Source organism: Rhizobium sp. 21-4511-3d (assembly GCF_053522545.1).
Genome location: NZ_JBNWCF010000002.1, coordinates 387,098 through 406,123, shown reverse-complemented (window position 1 = coordinate 406,123; position 19,026 = coordinate 387,098). Strand labels below are relative to the sequence as shown.

Below are 19,026 nucleotides of genomic sequence, written 5' to 3'. Positions count from 1 at the left end.
TGACCTGATATGAGGAAGCTTGATGGCCCCCACGACACGCCCGACCTTCAGACGATCGCTCGCTCTCCTGGCCGGCGCAGCCCTTCTTGCCAATATCGGTCTTGCCGGCACCGCAGCCGCTCAGGGAACGCCGCCGACAAACGGCCCGGCTTCCGTCGCCGATCTCGCTGAAGGCCTTCTCGATGCAGTCGTGAACATCTCGACATCGCAGAACGTCAAGGACGACGAAGGCGCCGGTCCGGCGCCGCGCGCGCCCGACGGATCGCCCTTCCAGGAATTCTTCAACGACTTTTTCAACAAGCAGCAGGGCGGCAAGGGCGGCGGCAACCACAATGTCAGCTCGCTCGGTTCGGGCTTCGTTATCGACCCCGCAGGCTATATCGTTACCAACAACCACGTCATCGAAGGTGCCGACGATATCGAGGTCAATTTCGCCAACGGCTCGAAGCTGAAGGCAAAGCTGATCGGCACCGATACCAAGACCGACCTTTCGGTTCTCAAGGTCGAACCGAAGACGCCGCTGAAGGCGGTGAAGTTCGGCGATTCCAGCGGCATGCGCATCGGCGACTGGGTGATGGCGATCGGCAATCCGTTCGGCTTCGGCGGCTCGGTGACCGTCGGCATCATTTCCGGCCGCGGCCGCAACATCAATGCCGGTCCCTATGACAACTTCATCCAGACGGATGCGGCGATCAACAAGGGCAATTCTGGCGGCCCTCTCTTCAACATGAAGGGCGAGGTCATCGGTATCAACACGGCGATCATTTCGCCGAGCGGCGGTTCGATCGGTATCGGCTTCTCGGTGCCGTCGGAACTCGCTTCGGGTGTCGTGGCGCAGCTTCGCGAATATGGCGAGACGCGCCGCGGCTGGCTCGGCGTTCGCATCCAGCCGGTGACCGACGATGTCGCCGACAGCCTCGGCCTCGATTCGGCCAAGGGCGCTCTGGTTGCCGGTGTCATCAAGGGCGGCCCCGTCGACAACGGCTCGATCAAGGCCGGCGACGTCATCCTGAAATTCGACGGCAAGGCCGTCAACGAGATGCGCGATCTGCCGCGCGTCGTCGCCGAAAGCCCCGTCGGCAAGGAAGTCGACGTCGTGGTGCTGCGCGACGGCAAGGAGCAGACCGTCAAGGTGACGCTCGGCCGTCTCGAAGACAGCGACCAGGCTGCGGCAAACAGCGATGACGGTTCGCAGAATGGCGGCGTCATCAATCCGGATCCCGGCGAGAACGACGACATGGACGAGCCCGACAGCGATCAGGCTCAGCCGTCACCCGACAACAAGGGCACGGAAAACAAGACGCCCGAGAACAAGGGAACTGAAAACAAGGGTCCCGAGAACAAAAGCCAGGGCCAGACAGACCAGCAGGGTCAGGTCGCGCCTGATGCGGCGGCGCCGAAGAACATTCTCGGCCTGTCGTTGTCGCTGCTCAACCCGGATATCCGCAAGACCTTCAACATCGCCGAAAGCGTCGACGGCGTCGTCGTGACGGAAGTGACGCCCGGCTCGGCTGCGGCCGAAAAGGGCCTGAAGCCCGGCGACGTGATCGTCGAGGTGGCGCAGGAATTCATGAAGTCGCCGGATGCGGTTGCCGCCAAGGTTCAGTCGCTGAAGCAGGAAGGCCGCCGCAACGCCCAGATGATGATCGCCGCCGCCAATGGCGACCTGCGCTTCATCGCAGTGCCTATGGAATAGGGCTAGCGGCGCTCCGGCGCGCTGATCGCATAGAGGACGTGGCGGATGAAGTCCGGGGTCGTGGCCGGGACCTTCGGGTGGTCGAAGTCGCGATCTTCATGATGCGTCATGCCGATGCGTTCCATGACCGCGCGTGAGCGGCGGTTCTGGGGGACGGTGAAGGCGACGATTTCCTTGAGCCCGTGGTTGTCGAAGCCGTGCTGCAGCAGCGCGGTTGCGGCTTCGCTGACATAGCCCGCACCCCAATGGCGTTTGGCGAGCCGCCAGCCGATCTCGACGGTGCCGTCGGGGATTGCCGGTTCGTGCGAGGTTCGCATGATGCCGCAGAAGCCGAGCGTGTCGCCGGTCTCCGTGTGTTCCAGGGCGTAGAAGCCGAGGCCGGTGTCGGCGACCAGCTTGCGGAGGTAATCGAAGAGCTCGTCCGATTCCTGGCGGTTGCGCCGCCGCGGGAAGAATTCCATGACATCGGGGTCGTAATTGATCTCGTGAAAGAGATCGCGGTCCTCCTCACGCCAGTTGCGGATGATGAGCCTGCTGGTCGTGAGGATCGTCTCGGTCATGGCGTCACGAAATCCGTTTTGCGGTAACCCTGGATGTAGAGAAGCGCGGTCAGGTCGCCGTGGTTGATGCGCATCTTCGCTTCGGCGGCGACGGCCGGCTTGGCGTGGAGCGCGACGCCGGATCCTGCGAGATGCAGCATTCCGAGGTCATTGGCGCCGTCGCCGACGGCGATGGCGTCCTCAGGGGTGATGCCGAGCTTTTCCGAGATGTCGATCAGCGCGTCGACCTTGGCCTGCTTGCCGAGGATTGGCTCGGCGACGAAGCCGGACAGGGTGCCGTTCTCGTCGAGCAGCAGGTTGGCGCGGTTTTCGTCGAAGCCGAGCGTGGCGCCGATGCGGCTCGTAAACACTGTAAAACCGCCGGAGACGAGGGCGGTGTAATAGCCCTTCGCCTTCATCGTGGCGATCAGTTCCGGGCCGCCAGGCGTCAGTGTGATGCGCTTGGCGATGACCTCGTCGACGACGGAAATGGGCAGGCCCTTCAGCAGTGCGACGCGCTCGCGCAGCGCCGGTTCGAAGGCGATCTCGCCGTTCATGGCGCGGGCGGTGATCGTTGCCACCTTGTCCTTGAGGCCGACTTCGGCGGCGAGTTCGTCGATGCATTCCTGGCCGATCATCGTCGAATCCATGTCGGCGATCAGCAGCTTCTTGCGGCGCGTCTCGGCGTTCTGAACCACGACATCGACCGGCTGGCCCGAGAGGACCGAAAGAATTGCAGCTTCGGCTTCCGCGGCATCCGTGCCGTCGCGAAGGGCGATATCGCAGGCGATGCCATCCGCCAGCCAGTAGAGTCCGGAAGCTTTAACGCTGTCATGCGCCTTCTCGGCAAGCGCCGGAGACAGAACGGGGTTTGACGGATTGGCAACAAGCGTGGCAACGAGAGCCATATGGAAAACCTTCTGAGCACAACAGGTGCGATCCTGATAACCGGGCCGACCGCAAGCGGCAAGTCCGCGCTGGCCGTGAAACTGGCAAAGCAGCATGGCGGCGCGGTGATCAATGCCGACAGCATGCAGGTCTACGACACGCTGCGGGTGCTGACGGCGCGACCCGATGACGCCGACATGGAAGGCGTGCCGCATCATCTTTATGGGCACGTGCCTGCCGGTACCGCCTATTCGACCGGTGCCTGGATTCGGGATGTCGTCGAGCTCCTGCCGCGTTTGCGGAACAAGGGGCGACTGCCTGTTTTCGTCGGTGGCACCGGGCTCTATTTCAAGGCGCTGACAGGCGGGCTTTCCGACATGCCGGTGATACCCGATGAAATCCGCGCAGGATTGCGCCAGCGGCTGATCGACGAGGGGCCGTCGCAGCTCTATGCGGCGCTGCAGGAGCGGGATCCGGCGGTTGCGGAAAGCCTGAACCCTGAAGATGGGCAGCGCATCGTCCGCGCGCTGGAAGTCCTGGAAGCGACGGGCCGTTCGATCGCCGCCTTTCAACAGCAGACCGGACCGGTGATCGTAGATCCCGATAGCGCCCGGAAGATCGTCGTGCTGCCTGATCGCGCGGTGCTGCACCAGCGGATCAACGGCCGTTTCGAGGCGATGCTGGAGCAGGGCGCGGAGGATGAGGTTCGGGCGCTGCTTGCCCTTAATCTACCAGCCGAGATGCCCGCCATGAAGGCGATCGGCGTTTCGCAGATTGCAGCGATGTTTCGCGGCGAGCTGACGAGGGACGAGGTGATCGACAGGGGTTCGGCGGCGACACGCCAGTACGCCAAGCGGCAGATGACGTGGTTTCGCAATCAGATGGACGACAGTTGGGAGCGTATGGCGCCCTGACGCATACACTCCGCGGCAAGCTTGGCGCGGGGATGCAGTTGTAGAGGCTCTCCAGGGACAATCTGGAGAAACTCCATGAACAACTTTCTGGCCAAGACGCTTGCTTCCATTAATGCAATCATCGCCGTCATCATCCTGGCATTCTCGACATTTTCAGCCGGAGCGGCCGCTTCGGCCCAGGGCGGGTCCGGGATGTTCGTGGTTGGCGCGGTGATCGGCGCCATCGGCGGTATCGTGCTGGCATCGCTGATCTGCGGCACGATCGCCTTTCTCACCCTGATCGAGCGCCATCTCAGCGTGATCGCTGCGGCGGCGAAATCGAAGAGCGTCTAAGCCTCAATCCTTGTTGTAAAGGCTGCTCAGCGGCTTCCTGAGGATGCTTTCGCGCAGGGAAGAGGTGCCGGGTTCGCGGCGCTGGACTGTCGGTGCCGGTTCCTGATTGCCGAAGGAGCGGGGCTGGCCGGCTTCCTCGCGGCGCATTTCACGGCGTAACGCCTCGAGGCGGCTGTCGATCGATCCGGCGGCTGCCGGCTGCGGATCCTGCGGCGCGTAGCTGCGCGGCAGCATGTCCGGGCGGTAGGGCTCGTTCAGCGACATCGACGGCGTGGCTGCGGCCGGCAGCGGATAGGGCTGGCCTTCCGGCGGCTCCTCGTCGTCGAACAGCATGTCGCTCTGGACCGAGGCGTTGTAGCTGTTCTGGAAATTCGAAATGTCCGGGCCGGCGGCGCCGCTGACGGCGCGCATGCGGGTGACGATCTTGCGCAGATCGACGGTATCGGGATCTTCCTCGGACTGCTTTGCCGTTGCGCCGTGGGCTTTCGGCAGCAGGTTCTGCGCAACGCGCGAGAATCGCATGCGCATGGGAACGCTGATCGCCTCACCGAAGGCGATCGCTTCGCCGTTGCCGATCGAGGAGATGAAGCTGGTCGTCGAGATCGACGAATTCGGGATCGCCGATCGGATGATTTCCTGGTCGCGGTCGTTGGACAGGCGCATCGCAAACAGCGTAGAGCACTGCGACAGGATCGTCTGGTCGAGTTCGCCAGGACGCTGGGTGATGATGCCGAGCGAGACGCCGTATTTGCGGCCTTCCTTGGCGATGCGGGCGATCGCCTGGCGGGTCGGTACGAATCCGAGCGTCGGGTCGGCCGGAATGTAGCGGTGTGCTTCTTCGCAGACGACCAGCATATGGATCGCGCCTTCGCTCCAGAGGCCGATTTCGAAGGCCATGCGGCAGAGCACGGACGCGACCGAATTGACGACTTCCGACGGGATTCCCGAGAGCTGGAAGGTGCAGATCGGGCGGCCTTCGCCCGGGATGCGGAAGATCTGCGCCACGGTCTCGACAATCGTGTCGGAGATCGTGTTGTTGGAGAACATGAAATGGTAGCGCGGGTCGTTGATGGCGGCGATGATGCGCATCTTCAGCGACCGCAGGAACGGCTTTTCGGCGCGGCCTTCGAGGCGGCCGATGCGCTCGTCGATCAGTGCCAGGAGATCGGCCATGCGATAGGGCACTGGCGTATCGGCGGTGATCGAGCTTTTCTCCGTCGTGCGGCGCACCAGCGAGCTGTCGCTGCCGCGGAAGGCGCGCTTGGCCTCCGGCATGATGTCGCGCAGCATGTCGAGCTCTTCGGGCACCGGCGGGCGGCCGCGGAAGACCACTTCGGCGAATTCTTCAAGCCGCATCAGCCAGAAGGGCAGGTCGAGCGTGTCGGTGTCGATGACGACGGAATGCTTGGGGAAGGCCGCGGCGAATTCGTTATGCGGATCGAGGATCAGCACGCGCAGCTTCGGATCGGCCTCGATCGCCTTGTGCAGCAGTAGCGACACCGCCGTCGACTTGCCGACGCCGGTGGAGCCGACGATCGCGAAATGCTTCGACAGCATCGAGGGCACGTGAATGGCCGCGTCGATGCTTTCGTCCTGGGTGAGGTTGCCGATGACGGCGGTCGCGCCGGCACCGGCATCATAGATGCGCATCAGGTCGGCAGAGCGGATCCGGTGGGCGATGGCGCCGAGATAGGGATAGCGCGAGATACCGGTCGAGAATTCCTCGCGGCCGTCTTCATCGACGCGGACTTCGCCGAGGAGCTCGGCCTCGATGCTGAAGCCGTTGTCTTCACCTTCGCCCCACATGTGGGAGCCGGTGTTCATCTGATAGACGAGGGCGACGACGCGGTTGCGCCCGACGCTGATCGAAATCAGCCGTCCGACGGACCAGAGTTCGGTGAGATCGGTGCCGCCGCCTTCGGCGATTGCGGCGATGGTCGTGCGGGAACCGCTGCATGCGACGACACGGCCCAGAAAGCGGTTACCCCGCGCCTGGCTATCGCGGCGGTCATGCTCGCCGGCTTTCCCTGACGTCTGCAAGTCGTTGTTGAGCAACGGCCTACTCCCTGCGTTAGCGATCCAAGATATGACTTATCTTTTAATAAATGGTTCCGGCCCTTAATTCTGGAGGGTAAGAACCTGTAGATGGCGCCGCCGGACGCGTCGTTTTTTTATTTCGGCAAGCGTTGACGCTGCGAAATTTTCTGTCTATCACTTGCGCCCATGAAAATCGCAGCAGCTCTTATTGTGGTGGGAAAGCGCATGGGCAGGATGGTGTAACCATCCGGCGATAGCCACCCATGCGCTAGATGACAGGCTCCCTCAGGGGCCTTTTTTTATGCCTGAAATTCAGGCTTGCCGACCACAAAACTTAAATCCCAGCAGTCAGAACGGAACAGAGAAATGACGGGCACGGACAATCAGACGGCAGATAGCAATCGGATGACGGGAGCGGAGATCGTACTCCGGGCGCTGAAGGACAACGGCGTCGAGCATATCTTCGGATATCCGGGTGGTGCCGTGCTTCCGATCTATGACGAGATCTTCCAGCAGGACGAGATCAAGCACATTCTCGTCCGCCACGAGCAGGGCGCCGGCCACGCGGCCGAAGGCTATGCCCGCTCCACCGGCAAGGTCGGCGTCATGCTGGTCACCTCCGGTCCGGGCGCGACCAATGCCGTCACGCCGCTGCAGGACGCGCTGATGGATTCTGTCCCGCTCGTCTGCCTCAGCGGTCAGGTTCCGACCTCGCTGATCGGCTCCGACGCCTTCCAGGAGGCCGATACCGTCGGCATCACCCGCCCGTGCACCAAGCACAACTGGCTGGTCAAGGACGTCAACCAGCTGGCGGCGATCATCCATGAAGCCTTCCGCATCGCGCAGTCCGGCCGTCCGGGTCCGGTTCTGGTCGATATTCCGAAGGACATCCAGTTCGCGACCGGCACCTACACGCCGCCGTCCGCCCATGTCATCCAGAAGAGCTACCAGCCGAAGGTCCAGGGCGATCTGAGCCAGATCCAGGCGGCGATCGAGCTGATGGCGACGGCGCGCCGTCCGATCATCTATAGCGGCGGCGGCGTCATCAATTCAGGCCCGGAAGCGTCCAAGCTGTTGCGCGAGCTGGTTGAGCTCACCGATTTCCCGATCACCTCGACGCTGATGGGTCTCGGCGCCTATCCGGCGTCCGGCAAGAACTGGCTGAAGATGCTCGGCATGCACGGCTCGTACGAAGCCAACATGGCGATGCATGATTGCGACGTCATGGTCTGCATCGGTGCCCGTTTCGACGACCGCATCACCGGCCGCATCAACGCCTTCTCGCCGAACTCGAAGAAGATCCATATCGACATCGATCCGTCGTCGATCAACAAGAACGTCCGCGCCGACATTCCGATCCGCGGCGACGTCGGCAATATCCTTGAGGATATGGTTCGCCTGTGGCGGGCTCTGCCGAACAAGCCGGCGAAGACCCAGACGGCGGATTGGTGGGCCGATATCGCCCGCTGGCGCGCCCGCAACTCCTTCGCCTACACGAAGAACAACGACGTCATCATGCCGCAATATGCGCTGGAGCGTCTCTATGAACTGACCAAGGATCGCGACACCTACATCACGACCGAAGTCGGTCAGCACCAGATGTGGGCCGCGCAGTTCTACGGCTTCGAGAAGCCGAACCGCTGGATGACCTCGGGTGGCTTGGGCACCATGGGCTACGGCCTGCCGGCAGCGCTCGGCGTCCAGATCGCCCACCCGGAAAGCCTGGTTATCGACATTGCTGGCGATGCCTCGATCCAGATGTGCATCCAGGAAATGTCGGCCGCGATCCAGTATGACGCGCCGATCAAGATCTTCATCATGAACAACCAGTACATGGGCATGGTGCGCCAGTGGCAGCAGCTGCTGCACGGCAACCGCCTGTCGAACTCCTATACCGAAGCGATGCCTGATTTCGTCAAGCTCGCCGAGGCCTATGGCGCCGTCGGCCTGCGTTGCGAAAAGCCCGAGGATCTCGATGCGACCATCCAGGAGATGATCGACGTCAAGAAGCCGGTCATCTTCGATTGCCGCGTTGCCAATCTCGCCAACTGCTTCCCGATGATCCCGTCGGGCAAGGCACATAACGAGATGCTGCTGCCCGACGAAGCGACCGACGAAGCCGTCGCCAACGCCATCGACGCCAAGGGCCGTCAGCTCGTCTGATCGAAGTAGAGGAAGAACAAGACCATGAACGCACACCTTCAACCCACCGGTTCCGCCTACTTCATCTCCCCCGAAACGGCTGCCGCCGAGAGCCATACGCTCTCGGTGCTGGTCGATAACGAACCGGGCGTTCTCGCCCGCGTCATCGGCCTGTTCTCCGGCCGCGGCTACAACATCGAAAGCCTGACCGTTTCCGAAACCGAGCATCAGGCGCATCTGTCGCGCATCACCGTCGTCACCCGCGGCACGCCGCAGGTTCTCGAGCAGATCAAGGCGCAGCTGGAGCGCATCGTTCCGGTTCACCGCGTCGTCGACCTGACGGTGCGTGCCCGCGAGCTCGGCCAGGACCGGCCGATCGAGCGTGAAGTCGCGCTGATCAAGGTAGTCGGCGAGGGCGATGCCCGCGCCGAGACGCTGCGCCTTGCCGATGCCTTCCACGCCAAGGTCGTCGACGCCACCGTCGATCACTTCATCCTGGAGATTACCGGCAAGTCCTCGAAGATCGACCAATTCGTCTCGGTCATGAAGCCGCTCGGCCTCATCGAAGTCTGCCGCACCGGCATCGCAGCGATGAACCGCGGCGCGCAGGGCATGTAAGCCCGACGCCGATTGCCGAATTCAGAGAGCGCCCGGGTTCGAAGCCCGGGCGTTTTCATTTTGCGTCACAGCATCTCCAGCGAGGACTTTCGCGCGGGTGGCGGGAAGGCGGCGTCGAGGGCGGACCAGTCCTCGTCGCTCAAATCGAGCGAGACGCTTTCGCGGTTTTCGCTCGTGCGCGCGGCAGACGAGGTCTTCGGGATGGGGATGACACCGTCGCGTTCGAGCAGGAAGGCGAGCGCCACCTGTGCCGGGGTCGCCTGATTGGCCTTGGCGATGCGGATCAGTTCGGGCTTGTGCAGGATGCGGCCCTGTTCGATCGGCGAATAGGCCATGACCGGCACGCCGTATTTCTGGCACCAGGGCAGCAGGTCGTATTCGATGCCGCGGCGGGCGAGATTGTAAAGCACCTGATTGGCTGCGCATTTGCGCCCGCCGGGCACGGAAAACAGCTCCTCCATATCGGCGGTGTCGAAATTCGAGACGCCCCATGCGCCGATCTTGCCGGCGTCCTCCAGGTCTTCGAACGCCTCGACCGTCTCTTCCAGCGGGTGCTCGCCGCGCCAGTGGAGGAGATAGAGGTCGATGCGATCGATGCCGAGGCGCGAGAGGCTGCGGTTGCAGGCCTCGATCGTGCCGGTGCGGCTGGCATTGTGGGGATAGACCTTGCTGGTGATGAACACCTTGTCGCGCTGGCCCTTGATGGCGCGGCCGACGATGCGCTCGGCGCCGCCTTCGCCGTACATTTCGGCCGTGTCGATCAGCGTCATGCCGAGATCGATGCCGGCCTTCAGGCTCGATATCTCGCGTTCGGATTCGGTGCCCCGTTCGCCCATGTTCCAGGTGCCCTGACCGAGCGCGGGCACTTCGATGCCGTTGGGGAAGGTGATGGTCGGGATCGGGTCTTCCTGCATGGCTTTGCCTTTCCGGGTTGTGATGACGGAGATTGCGCAGATACTCCATCTTTCAAGCAATTGTGTCACGGTGACAATCATCTGCTGGCGAAGGAAAAATAGGACAGTTAGGCTGACCTAATAAGCGGATCGCGGCAACAAGCGGTCGCTCTGGGAGAAGACGATGCCTTTGGACACTTTCGCAGCCCTGGTGCTGTTTGCCTTCACGACGTCGATCACGCCGGGGCCGAACAACATGATGCTGTTCACCTCGGGCGTGAATTTCGGCTTCCGCCGGACGATCCCGCATATGCTGGGAATCGGCGCGGGCTTCCTGTCGCTGCTGCTCGGCGTCGGCCTCGGGCTCGGCGCGCTGCTGCATACCGTGCCGCTGCTCTATACCGTGCTGAAATTTGCCGGTGGCGCCTATCTGCTGTGGATCGCCTGGAAGATCGGTTCGTCGCGGTCGCTAAGCGAGGGCAAGACGAGTGCGGCGCCGATGTCCTTCCTGTCGGCGGCGGCCTTCCAGTGGATCAATCCGAAGGCCTGGGTGATGGCGGTGACGGCCATGGCGACCTATACCAATCCGGACGTCTATTTCATCAGCGTGCTGATCGTCGGCTTTGCCTTTGCGCTGGTCAATGTGCCGAGCGTTTCGACCTGGGCGGGGTTCGGCTCGGCGCTGCGCGACTGGCTTTCCGATCCCAAGAGGCTCAAGTGGTTCAACATCACCATGGCGCTGCTGCTCGTGCTCAGTCTGTGGCCGATGCTGAAGTGATTTTCGTGGCTTGGCGCGGAAGCGGCAAGCGCCTAAACAGGATTGCAAAGCGCGGAGGGGACAGTCATGCACGATCACGACGACGATCACCATCATCATGGTCACCATCACCATCACGATCATGATCACGACCACGATCACGACAACCGCTATACCGACATGCAGGCGCGTGTCAGGGCGCTGGAGACGGTTCTGACGCAGAAGGGGCTGATCGATCCCGCTGCGATCGACGCCATCGTCGAGACCTACGAGACGAAGATCGGGCCGCGCAACGGCGCGCGGGTCGTCGCCAAAGCCTGGAGCGATCCTGCCTTTGCCGAATGGCTGAAGCAGGATGCGACGGCGGCGATCGCCAGCCTCGGCTATACCGGCCGCCAGGGCGAGCATATGCGCGCCGTCTTCAACACGTCAGATACCCACAATCTCGTCGTCTGCACGCTGTGCTCCTGCTATCCGTGGTCGGTGCTCGGTCTGCCGCCGGTCTGGTACAAGGCGCCGGCCTATCGCTCGCGCGCAGTCATCGATCCGCGCGGCGTGCTTGCCGAATTCGGCGTGACGCTGCCGGAAGAGAAGAAGATCCGCGTGTGGGATTCGACGGCAGAGCTTCGCTATCTCGTCATTCCCGAGCGTCCTCAAGGGACCGATGGCCTCGATGAAGAGGCGCTTGCCGATCTCGTCAGCCGCGATGCGATGATCGGCACCGGCATTGCCGCAGCACGCGGAGCAGCCGCATGAACGGCCCTCACGATCTCGGCGGGCAGATGGGGTTCGGGCCGGTGGCGCCGGAGCCGAACGAGCCATACTTCCATGCCGAATGGGAAAAGCGGGCGCTTGGCGTCGTGCTGTCCTGCGGTGCCTTCGGCGCCTGGACGATCGATGAAAGCCGCCACGCCCGCGAGAGCATTCCGCCGGCGCAATATCTGTCGGCGAGCTACTACGAGATCTGGACGCGGGCACTCGAGGTGCTTCTGGAGCGCCACGGCTTTGCGACGCAGGCGGAGATCGCCGATGGCCACAAGCGCGATGACGGTGCGGCGCCGAAGCGGGTGCTGAAGGCCGATATGGTGGCCGGCGTGCTGGCCAAGGGTGCTCCGTGTGATCGGCCTGTTCAGACGGCTGCGCGCTTTGCCGTCGGGCAGGCCGTGCGGACGCGAAACTTCAACCCGGAAACCCATACGCGACTGCCGCGCTATGCACGCGCCAAGACCGGCGTCGTCGAGGCCGTCCAGGGCTCCTTCGTGTTTCCCGACGATCACGCCCATGGAAAGGGCGAGAACCCGGAATGGGTCTATACGGTCGTCTTCGATGGTGGCGAGATATGGGGCGAGGGCGCCGATCCGTCGCTGACGGTGTCGATCGATGCCTGGGAGAGCTATCTTGAGCCAGTGTGATCAGGTGTCACCGCTGCGGGACTCGCCGCAACTGCCGAAATCGGCCGAGGGCGATCCGGTGTTTCCGGAGCCCTGGGCAGCGGAGGCCTTCGCGATCACCGTGCATCTGCATGAGCGCGGATTGTTTGCCTGGAGCGAGTGGGCGGAGACGCTGTCCGCCGAGCTGCACAAGCCCGGCCGCGCCGTCGATGGTGCCGACTATTTCGATTGCTGGGTTGCTGCGCTGTCGCAGATCGTTGCGAGCAAGGGCGTGACCGATGCCGCGACGATCCTGTCGCTGCAGGAAAGCTGGCAGCGCGCCGCCGAGGCGACGCCGCACGGCTCACCGATCGAGCTCGCCAACGATCCCCAGTGCTAGGACGGGAACTGCCGGTAGCACTCCTCGGCGATCTGGCGCAGCAGGTCGCGGGAGATTTCGCCGGTGACGGCATAGCCGAGCTCGCCGTCGATCCAATAGAAGGTCTCCAGATTGTCGGCGGAGGCGAAGCGGAAGCTTGTGGTGCGATTGCCGGCATTGCGGCCGACCAGCACCGTCAGGCGCTCGCCGCCCTGGTCCTCATACATGAACATCGCCCCCGGCTTGCCATCGACCGGCAGCAGGCGGCCGCCGACGAGGTGGAAGCCGAGTGCCTGCAGATCGGGCACCTTCAGGTTCTGGATCGCCAGCCGCTTGCCGAGCCAGGTGGCGAGATGGGCTTCCTCGTTGGCAAAGACCTCGACGGGGTGGCGGACCTCGCTTGCATAGACGAGGAAGGCGTTCTGGGCCTGCTGCGGCAGGGTCTCGGACGCCGTGAGCTGCAGCTCCGGCTTTTCGAACAGGGCAGGGCCGTAATGGCCGCTCAGCGCACCGGCGGCGAAGATCGCGGCGATGGAGGCGGCGATTGCGGCGCGGCGGGGCCATGACGGCCGGGCGCCACGAGGCGTAACGAGCAGCGCGTCGTCGGGGCGGGCTGCGGCATAGGGGCCGAACATCTTCTGGATTGCGGCGCTCTGCGATTGCCATTCGGCAACGGCGGCGGCCTCATCGGGATTGTCCTTCAGCCATGCCTCGATGCGGGCGCGTTCGACTTCCGCCAACTGGCCGTCGGCATAGGCATGCAGGTCCGCTTCGGTCACGGTCGGGTTGGTCTCGCTCATTTCGGTCTCCGAAGCGTAATCACATTATCGGCCTTCATTCTTTCGGCAACGCGCTGGCGGGCGCGCGACAGGCGCGACATCACCGTGCCGATGGGGATATCGAGGGCGGTGGCAACCTCGCTATAGGTGTAGCCCTCGATGACGACCAGCATCAGCACCGCGCGGTTTTCCTCCGAAAGGCTGTTCAGCGCATCTTCCAGGCGGGCGCGCTCCAGCGGATCGGACGGCGTCTCGGGCGAAGCGATGTTTTCAGCCGTATCGAGATCGACGGTCATGCTGCGCGGGCCGGGACGGCGGGCATTGCGGTAGAGATTGGTCATGATCGTCAGCGCCCAGCCGCGCAGGTTCAGGCCGCGCCATTGCGAGCGGCGGGCGAGTACCTTTTCGACACAGTCCTGCAGCAGATCCTCGCCTTCGGCATCCGAGCGGGTCAGGCTTCGCGAATAGCGCCGGAGCGAGGGAAGGAGGGCCAGGATCTGGCCCTCGAATGTTTCGGGTGCGGGTGTTTTCACGCGCGGGTACTCAGGGCTTGGCAAGGTCCCAGTTGCCGCCGACGCCATCGCCGGTGATATCGCCCTTCTTCTTGTCCTTGACCCAGAAGTAGAGCGGCATGCCGTCCTTGGCCCACTGTTTCGTCCCGTCCTTGCGATCGATGACCGAATATGCCCCATCCGCCTTGGCATCGCCAGCGGCAGCGAGCGGCGGCCAGTTCTTGGCGCAATCGCCATTGCAGTTGGACGTGTCCTTGGCGTCCTTCTTGAAGGTGTAGAGCGTCATGCCGTTTTCGCCGGCGAGCACCTTGCCCTTGGCGGATTCGACGGTCTGGACGGGGGCAGCTGCGAAGGCGGCGGTGGCAGCGGCTGCGGCAACGGCAAATGCGGTTGCGAAGGTTACGATCTTCATGTGGGTCTCTCCTCACGTTCGGCAGGCTTTCTTGCTTTGCCGGACATGAGACACGCGGGGCAGCGATTTTATTCCGCCCTGTCACGCATTTCTTTCGAGGGCGTCCCAGAGCGTGGTTTTTTTGAAGCGCCAGTTCTCTGGCGGGGCGGAGTATGCATCGGGCGCAGCGATCACTGCTGCGAGCAGTTCCTCGGCATCGCGGCGCTTCTGATCGATGGCGTTGGTGGCGATCAATCGCCTCAGTTCTTCTGCACGCGCAGCTTCGATTTGCGCTGCCGCGAGAATGGATTTCCAGGTTCGCTGTTTGAAGAAGATTGCTCTGGCGCTGTGACCGAGGATCCGCTGTTCCTCATGGCTGATCAACCCGCGCGCCAGCATGTCACCAAGTGTGGACACGACATTGACGAGCGGTTCGCTGAGCGAGCGGTAGCCGAGTTCGCCCGGGGCATGCAGCTGGGCGACGGCGCTGTCGTCTTCGAGTTGGCCACTCGCATACATCTCATAGATACGGCCGATGCCGGTCATGCCATAGGCGGCGCATTCGGCGGCGCGGAGCGCGCCCATGCTCGCGGCGCCGAAGACGCGGACGCCCTGCGACAGGGCAAAGAGGATTTCCTTGTGCCAGATGGGGGCGGCATATTCGAAGTAACCGTCGACGATGCCGATGACGGTCGCGCCATCCCTTACGGCACGGAAGACGTCGCCCTGCGATGCCGGAGGACGGACATCGATCCTGCCGTCTGCAAGCTTGCCGGCATCCGGAAGCGTCGGGCCGACGAAGACGGTCTTCATAGGAACTCCATCGATCGCGAGATGGCGCGCGGGCCAAAGCGGTGCTTGCGATTGCCCTCGGGATTTTCGAGAGCGGGGACGAAGACTTTCGAGACGGCGATCGGCAGGCCGGGCTCGTGGAGCTCGATGGCGATGGCGGGACCGAAGCCGGTGGCGCTGAGCTTTTCGAGAGTCAAGGCGATAAGCGCGGCAGCGCCGAACGGCAGGTCATTGTTTGCGATCCCCACGTCCCGAACGTGGGCGGCGAACAATGTTCGCGTCGCTTCCGGCAGCGGCCGTGCAAAGACCTCGGGCAGGATGTCGTCGCGGGCGCCACTGATGAAGGTCAGGCGCGACTGGGCGGCTTCGGTGATGGCCCGGATGACGGCGCGGACGGGATTGGGGTGGCAGCCGCATCCGTGAGTGACGTCGACGAAGCGGACATGTCTTGCCTCGGTGACATTGCCGGGGCCGAGCAGGCCCGCGATGCAGGGGATGCCGATATCGCTGGTGACGTCGAAGAGGCGGAGCGAAAGACCGGCAGCGGCGATGCGCGCGCAAAGGCTGTCGATCGCCGGATCGCCGAAGGTTTCAGCTGCCACCGCTTCGACCTGGCTCGCTGGCGTCATCTGCCACAGGGCGTAGGCGTCGCGTTCGATCCGTTCGAGAAGCGCATGGAGTCTCGCTTCCTCGACAGTATTGCCGGATGCGAGGCCGTCTGAGGATTGCCAGAAGCGGCAGTCGTGCTGTGTGCGGTCGAGCGGGATCGCGTCCCTGGGGACGTAGATGGTGGCGTTGTCCTCGAGGCTTCTGCCGGCGACCCACTCCAGCTGTTCATCGGCTTCGATGTCGCCGTGGCCACCTGCTATCAGTTCGTTGAGCGGATGCCAGCGGGCGCCCGATGCGGAGAGTTCGGTGCCGGTCGCGGGCCTGCTGATCAGATGCGGGTCACCTGCGATCGCGCGCTCCAGCGCCTCCATGGCGGCGGAGACCTTTGCGTCCGTATCGGTGAGACCCTTGCCCTGGTTGATGACGATCGAGCGGGCGTTGGGAACGATAGCGTTCCAGACGGGGATGCCGATGCAATCGAGGCCGGTGACGCGGGCGAGGCGGGTGATGCCGTAGCGCGGCAGAAGGGGAGCGATGCGGGCGAGCGTTTCCTCCGGCGCGCAGGCGCGGTCCGAATAGATGCCGGAATTCTGACGCTCTGTCTCCGTCACATCCCTTCCTTCTGATATCAGGGGCCGTTGACCAGCTTCAGGATCAATGTCTGGACATTGCCGCCGTCGCCCATCTCTACCTTGTCGAAATCGCGGCCTTGCTGGCGCTGGTGGCCGGAGAGCTCGCCGAGCCGCTGCTGCAGGGTGACGCGGATCTTCTTGCACTGCGGATCGTCGGCTGCCGTCAGGCCGAAGCTGAAGGCCTCGATCTCTCTGACCATTTCCTTGATCGTCTCGCCATGCCAGTGCTCGTGCGTTTCGACGCCTGCGAGGAAGCTCTGCCAGCTGGCCTTGACGGCGGGCGGAAGATCACCCGATGGCTTCGGCAGCGTGTAGATGATGATCAGCTTCGGGCGCGCGACGGTGATCTTGCAGGCATTATCCGGCTGAACCACGTATTTGCGCGTCCAGGTCAGCTTGAAAGTGGTGTGGGCGATGACCCGGCCATTGCCGGCAGCGGGGCCGCGCTCGCCGATCGACTGGTAGAGCTCGGCACCTGTCCGGCCCGATATCGCATAGGTCTTGATCTGCTCGACGGGCTGCCAGTCCGCATGGGCGGCGGCGGGCATCACGAGCGATGCCGTGATCAGAGCAAGGACTGCAATATTCTTCACGCGATTCCCCTTCGATGCGAGCTCTGCGAGACTAAGGGCGAGGGCGGTACCTTTCAATCTCGGCCTTGCGCAACTGAGGGGCGTTTTCGCCTTGCGTCCGGCTCGCGAATCCTGCCAAGTCGCTCATCATGCAATTTGCTCCGCAACAGGATGAAGCCCTGAAGGCCGTTTCGAAATGGCTGAAGGAGGGCAGGTCACCGCTCTTCCGTCTTTTCGGCTATGCCGGAACGGGCAAGACGACGCTTGCGCGCCATTTTGCCGAGAATGTCGATGGCGACGTGCTGTTTGCGGCCTTCACCGGCAAGGCTGCGCAAGTGCTGCGCTCGCGGGGCGCTTCGAACGCGAAGACCATCCATTCGCTGATCTACCGGCCGCGCGGCGAGGAAGCCGTCGAGGACGAGGAGACCGGCAAGACCTCGATCGCGCCGATGTTCACCATCAACCGGCAGAGCCCGGTCGCCAAGGCGGCGCTGATCATCGTCGACGAATGCTCGATGGTGGACGAGGCGCTCGGCAGGGACCTGATGAGCTTCGGCACGCCGATCCTCGTGCTCGGCGATCCCGGCCAGCTGCCGCCGGTTTCGGGTGGCGGCTATTTCACCAATCAGGATCCCGACTACCTGCTGACGGATATCCACCGTCAGGCCCGCGACAATCCGATCATCAAGCTCGCCATGCAGGTGCGTGAAGGCAACGAGATCATGTATGGCGACTATGGCGCCGCGCAGGTGATCTCCAAGAACGAGGTCAATCAGGCGCTGGTCATGGATGCCGACCAGGTGCTCGTCGGCACCAACCGGACGCGGCGGCGCTATAACCAGCGGCTGCGCGAGCTGAAGGGCTTTTCGGCCGATTATCCGCAGACCGGCGACAAGCTCGTCTGCCTGCGCAACGACCCGGCCAAGGGGCTGCTCAACGGCTCGCTCTGGCAGGTGATGACGTCGTCGAAGGAGACGACGAAGCCGGGGATCAACCTGCTGATCCGCCCCGAAGACGACGACATGGATCGGGGTGCGGCGAAGATCAAGCTGTTGAAGCAAGCCTTCGAGGATGTCGAAGGTGAGATCCCCTGGAACACCCGCAAGCGCTATGACGAGTTCGACTACGGCTATGCGCTGACCGTCCACAAGGCGCAGGGTTCGCAGTGGAACAATGTCGTCCTGTTCGACGAAAGCTGGGCTTTCCGGGATACGCGCGAGCGCTGGCTCTACACGGCGATTACGCGCGCGGCGGAGACGCTGACGATCGTGCGGTGATGGGACAGGCGTGGCGGCGCCGTTCCTGTTGGGATTTCTCCGTCAGACCTGGACGATACCGAGCAGGACGGCCTTGGCGATCGCCTGGAAGCGGTTGTTTGCCCTGAACTTCAGGATGATCGCGGATTCGAGCGCCTTTGCCTCGTCATGGGTTAGATCCAATGCCCTGGCGATGCGTTGCGTCGAATAGCCCTCGGCCATCAGCGACAGGCAGCGGCGTTCCTTGTCCGAGAGACCGGCCGGATCGTCATTGTCGTTCAGCGGCGGCATGTCGCCCTGGGCGTCGAGATCGAGCAGGTCCCCAACCTGCTGGAGCTGGCGGTGCAGGGTGGACATCTCGGCCGTCAGCTCTCGCTTACGGACGCCGAGCGCCTCGCGGAACATCGCTTCGGCCTCGTCCTGCGAGCGGGCGCGGCGCAGTTCGTCCATCAGGTCCTGAATGACGGCGATCGGCATGCCGGTTTCGCGGCAGACGTTGATGACGGCCATGCGCATCACGTCGTCCTGGCCGTAGACGCGCATCAGGCCGATGCGGTTGGCCGAGAGCAGGCCCTTTTCCTCGTAGAAATGTAAGGTCCTGTGGGTGACACCGAATGCATTCGCCATGTCGGCGATCGGCACCGGTCCATCAGGGAGATCCGGCGGCAGCGCGGCAGAAGGCAGGAACCGGTACTTGGACCGGGCCTCCGAAGCGTTGCCGGCGGCAGCAAACATGCGTTTGGAACCGTCTGGCATGAACCCTCCTAGGGCATACTGTTGCACCTCATGCGGTTGCCAGTTGCTTCGACGGCGCTGTGGAGTGGGGTTTTCCTCGAGGCGTTCTTGTCGTTGGGTAAGGAAGCAGTACGCGGCGTACTAAACTCGAACCATATTCTTCACGTTATGCGTGAACGGTC

21 protein-coding genes are annotated in these 19,026 nt (G+C 63.4%); 10 read left to right on the top strand and 11 right to left on the bottom strand.

The window, feature by feature from the left end:
- Positions 1-22: 22 nt before the first annotated feature.
- The gene (locus tag ACQZ5H_RS07870) at positions 23-1,696 is read left to right on the top strand and encodes a DegQ family serine endoprotease (RefSeq protein ID WP_449097249.1); all 1,674 of its coding nucleotides are present in this window, start codon (positions 23-25) and stop codon (positions 1,694-1,696) included.
- Positions 1,697-1,698: 2 nt separating this feature from the next.
- On the opposite strand, the gene ACQZ5H_RS07865 is transcribed toward ACQZ5H_RS07870, so the two are convergent.
- Entirely contained in the window at positions 1,699-2,256 is a 558-nt protein-coding gene (locus tag ACQZ5H_RS07865) for a GNAT family N-acetyltransferase (RefSeq protein ID WP_449097248.1), read from the bottom strand.
- Entirely contained in the window at positions 2,253-3,143 is an 891-nt protein-coding gene (gene serB / locus ACQZ5H_RS07860; protein ID WP_449097247.1) for a phosphoserine phosphatase SerB, read from the bottom strand. Before serB ends, ACQZ5H_RS07865 begins: the two co-directional genes overlap by 4 nt.
- Between serB and miaA the strand changes: the two genes are divergently transcribed.
- Positions 3,144-4,037: a tRNA (adenosine(37)-N6)-dimethylallyltransferase MiaA gene (gene miaA, locus ACQZ5H_RS07855; RefSeq protein ID WP_449097246.1), complete on the top strand. Its 894-nt coding sequence runs from the start codon at positions 3,144-3,146 to the stop codon at positions 4,035-4,037.
- A gap of 75 nt (positions 4,038-4,112) precedes the next feature.
- Complete coding sequence (locus tag ACQZ5H_RS07850) at positions 4,113-4,370, top strand: hypothetical protein (protein ID WP_449097245.1); 258 nt, start codon at positions 4,113-4,115, stop codon at positions 4,368-4,370.
- Positions 4,371-4,373: 3 nt separating this feature from the next.
- Here the strand turns inward: ACQZ5H_RS07850 and ACQZ5H_RS07845 are convergent, their stop codons facing one another.
- Entirely contained in the window at positions 4,374-6,425 is a 2,052-nt protein-coding gene (locus ACQZ5H_RS07845) for a helicase HerA domain-containing protein (protein WP_449097244.1), read from the bottom strand.
- A 348-nt stretch (positions 6,426-6,773) separates the two neighbouring features.
- On the opposite strand from ACQZ5H_RS07845, the gene ACQZ5H_RS07840 reads away from it, so the two are divergent.
- Positions 6,774-8,570 carry an acetolactate synthase 3 large subunit gene (locus ACQZ5H_RS07840; protein ID WP_112715347.1) on the top strand — a complete coding sequence of 599 codons (1,797 nt, stop codon included), beginning with the start codon at positions 6,774-6,776 and terminating at the stop codon, positions 8,568-8,570.
- Between the two features lie 24 nt (positions 8,571-8,594).
- Positions 8,595-9,167 (top strand): acetolactate synthase small subunit, encoded by a 573-nt coding sequence (gene ilvN / locus ACQZ5H_RS07835; RefSeq protein ID WP_112715345.1) that lies wholly within the window; start codon positions 8,595-8,597, stop codon positions 9,165-9,167.
- Positions 9,168-9,232: 65 nt separating this feature from the next.
- Here the strand turns inward: ilvN and ACQZ5H_RS07830 are convergent, their stop codons facing one another.
- On the bottom strand, positions 9,233-10,081 hold the full coding sequence (locus ACQZ5H_RS07830) for an aldo/keto reductase (RefSeq protein ID WP_130278044.1): 849 nt from the start codon (positions 10,079-10,081) through the stop codon (positions 9,233-9,235).
- Positions 10,082-10,244: 163 nt separating this feature from the next.
- Here ACQZ5H_RS07830 and ACQZ5H_RS07825 point away from each other — a divergent pair, with 163 nt between their 5' ends.
- The 4 genes from ACQZ5H_RS07825 (at position 10,245) to ACQZ5H_RS07810 (ending at position 12,587) form a co-directional block, all read left to right on the top strand.
- The gene (locus ACQZ5H_RS07825; protein WP_203428579.1) at positions 10,245-10,838 is read left to right on the top strand and encodes a LysE family translocator; all 594 of its coding nucleotides are present in this window, start codon (positions 10,245-10,247) and stop codon (positions 10,836-10,838) included.
- Between the two features lie 66 nt (positions 10,839-10,904).
- Positions 10,905-11,573, top strand: coding sequence for a nitrile hydratase subunit alpha (gene nthA / locus ACQZ5H_RS07820; RefSeq protein ID WP_449097243.1), 669 nt, complete (start codon positions 10,905-10,907; stop codon positions 11,571-11,573).
- A complete protein-coding gene (gene nthB / locus ACQZ5H_RS07815; RefSeq protein ID WP_449097242.1) occupies positions 11,570-12,229 on the top strand; it encodes a nitrile hydratase subunit beta in 660 nt (219 codons plus the stop codon). Before nthA ends, nthB begins: the two co-directional genes overlap by 4 nt.
- Positions 12,216-12,587, top strand: coding sequence for a nitrile hydratase accessory protein (locus ACQZ5H_RS07810; RefSeq protein ID WP_449097241.1), 372 nt, complete (start codon positions 12,216-12,218; stop codon positions 12,585-12,587). Before nthB ends, ACQZ5H_RS07810 begins: the two co-directional genes overlap by 14 nt.
- On the opposite strand, the gene ACQZ5H_RS07805 is transcribed toward ACQZ5H_RS07810, so the two are convergent.
- The 6 genes from ACQZ5H_RS07805 to ACQZ5H_RS07780 all read right to left on the bottom strand — a co-directional run bounded on the left by ACQZ5H_RS07805 (position 12,584) and on the right by ACQZ5H_RS07780 (position 16,829).
- Positions 12,584-13,366 (bottom strand): anti-sigma factor family protein, encoded by a 783-nt coding sequence (locus tag ACQZ5H_RS07805; protein WP_449097240.1) that lies wholly within the window; start codon positions 13,364-13,366, stop codon positions 12,584-12,586. The genes ACQZ5H_RS07810 and ACQZ5H_RS07805 overlap by 4 nt on opposite strands.
- On the bottom strand, positions 13,363-13,878 hold the full coding sequence (locus ACQZ5H_RS07800; protein ID WP_449097239.1) for an RNA polymerase sigma factor: 516 nt from the start codon (positions 13,876-13,878) through the stop codon (positions 13,363-13,365). Before ACQZ5H_RS07800 ends, ACQZ5H_RS07805 begins: the two co-directional genes overlap by 4 nt.
- 10 nt (positions 13,879-13,888) lie before the next feature.
- Positions 13,889-14,269 (bottom strand): COG4315 family predicted lipoprotein, encoded by a 381-nt coding sequence (locus ACQZ5H_RS07795; RefSeq protein ID WP_112715329.1) that lies wholly within the window; start codon positions 14,267-14,269, stop codon positions 13,889-13,891.
- An 81-nt stretch (positions 14,270-14,350) separates the two neighbouring features.
- Positions 14,351-15,061 carry a TfuA-like protein gene (locus ACQZ5H_RS07790; protein WP_449097238.1) on the bottom strand — a complete coding sequence of 237 codons (711 nt, stop codon included), beginning with the start codon at positions 15,059-15,061 and terminating at the stop codon, positions 14,351-14,353.
- A complete protein-coding gene (locus ACQZ5H_RS07785; RefSeq protein WP_449097237.1) occupies positions 15,058-16,260 on the bottom strand; it encodes a YcaO-like family protein in 1,203 nt (400 codons plus the stop codon). Before ACQZ5H_RS07785 ends, ACQZ5H_RS07790 begins: the two co-directional genes overlap by 4 nt.
- Before the next feature lie 17 nt (positions 16,261-16,277).
- The gene (locus ACQZ5H_RS07780; protein WP_449097322.1) at positions 16,278-16,829 is read right to left on the bottom strand and encodes a DUF922 domain-containing Zn-dependent protease; all 552 of its coding nucleotides are present in this window, start codon (positions 16,827-16,829) and stop codon (positions 16,278-16,280) included.
- Between the two features lie 173 nt (positions 16,830-17,002).
- Here ACQZ5H_RS07780 and ACQZ5H_RS07775 point away from each other — a divergent pair, with 173 nt between their 5' ends.
- Positions 17,003-18,130: an ATP-dependent DNA helicase gene (locus ACQZ5H_RS07775; RefSeq protein WP_130278053.1), complete on the top strand. Its 1,128-nt coding sequence runs from the start codon at positions 17,003-17,005 to the stop codon at positions 18,128-18,130.
- Positions 18,131-18,172: 42 nt separating this feature from the next.
- Here the strand turns inward: ACQZ5H_RS07775 and ACQZ5H_RS07770 are convergent, their stop codons facing one another.
- Complete coding sequence (locus ACQZ5H_RS07770) at positions 18,173-18,865, bottom strand: MerR family transcriptional regulator (RefSeq protein ID WP_112715323.1); 693 nt, start codon at positions 18,863-18,865, stop codon at positions 18,173-18,175.
- Positions 18,866-19,026 lie beyond the last annotated feature (161 nt).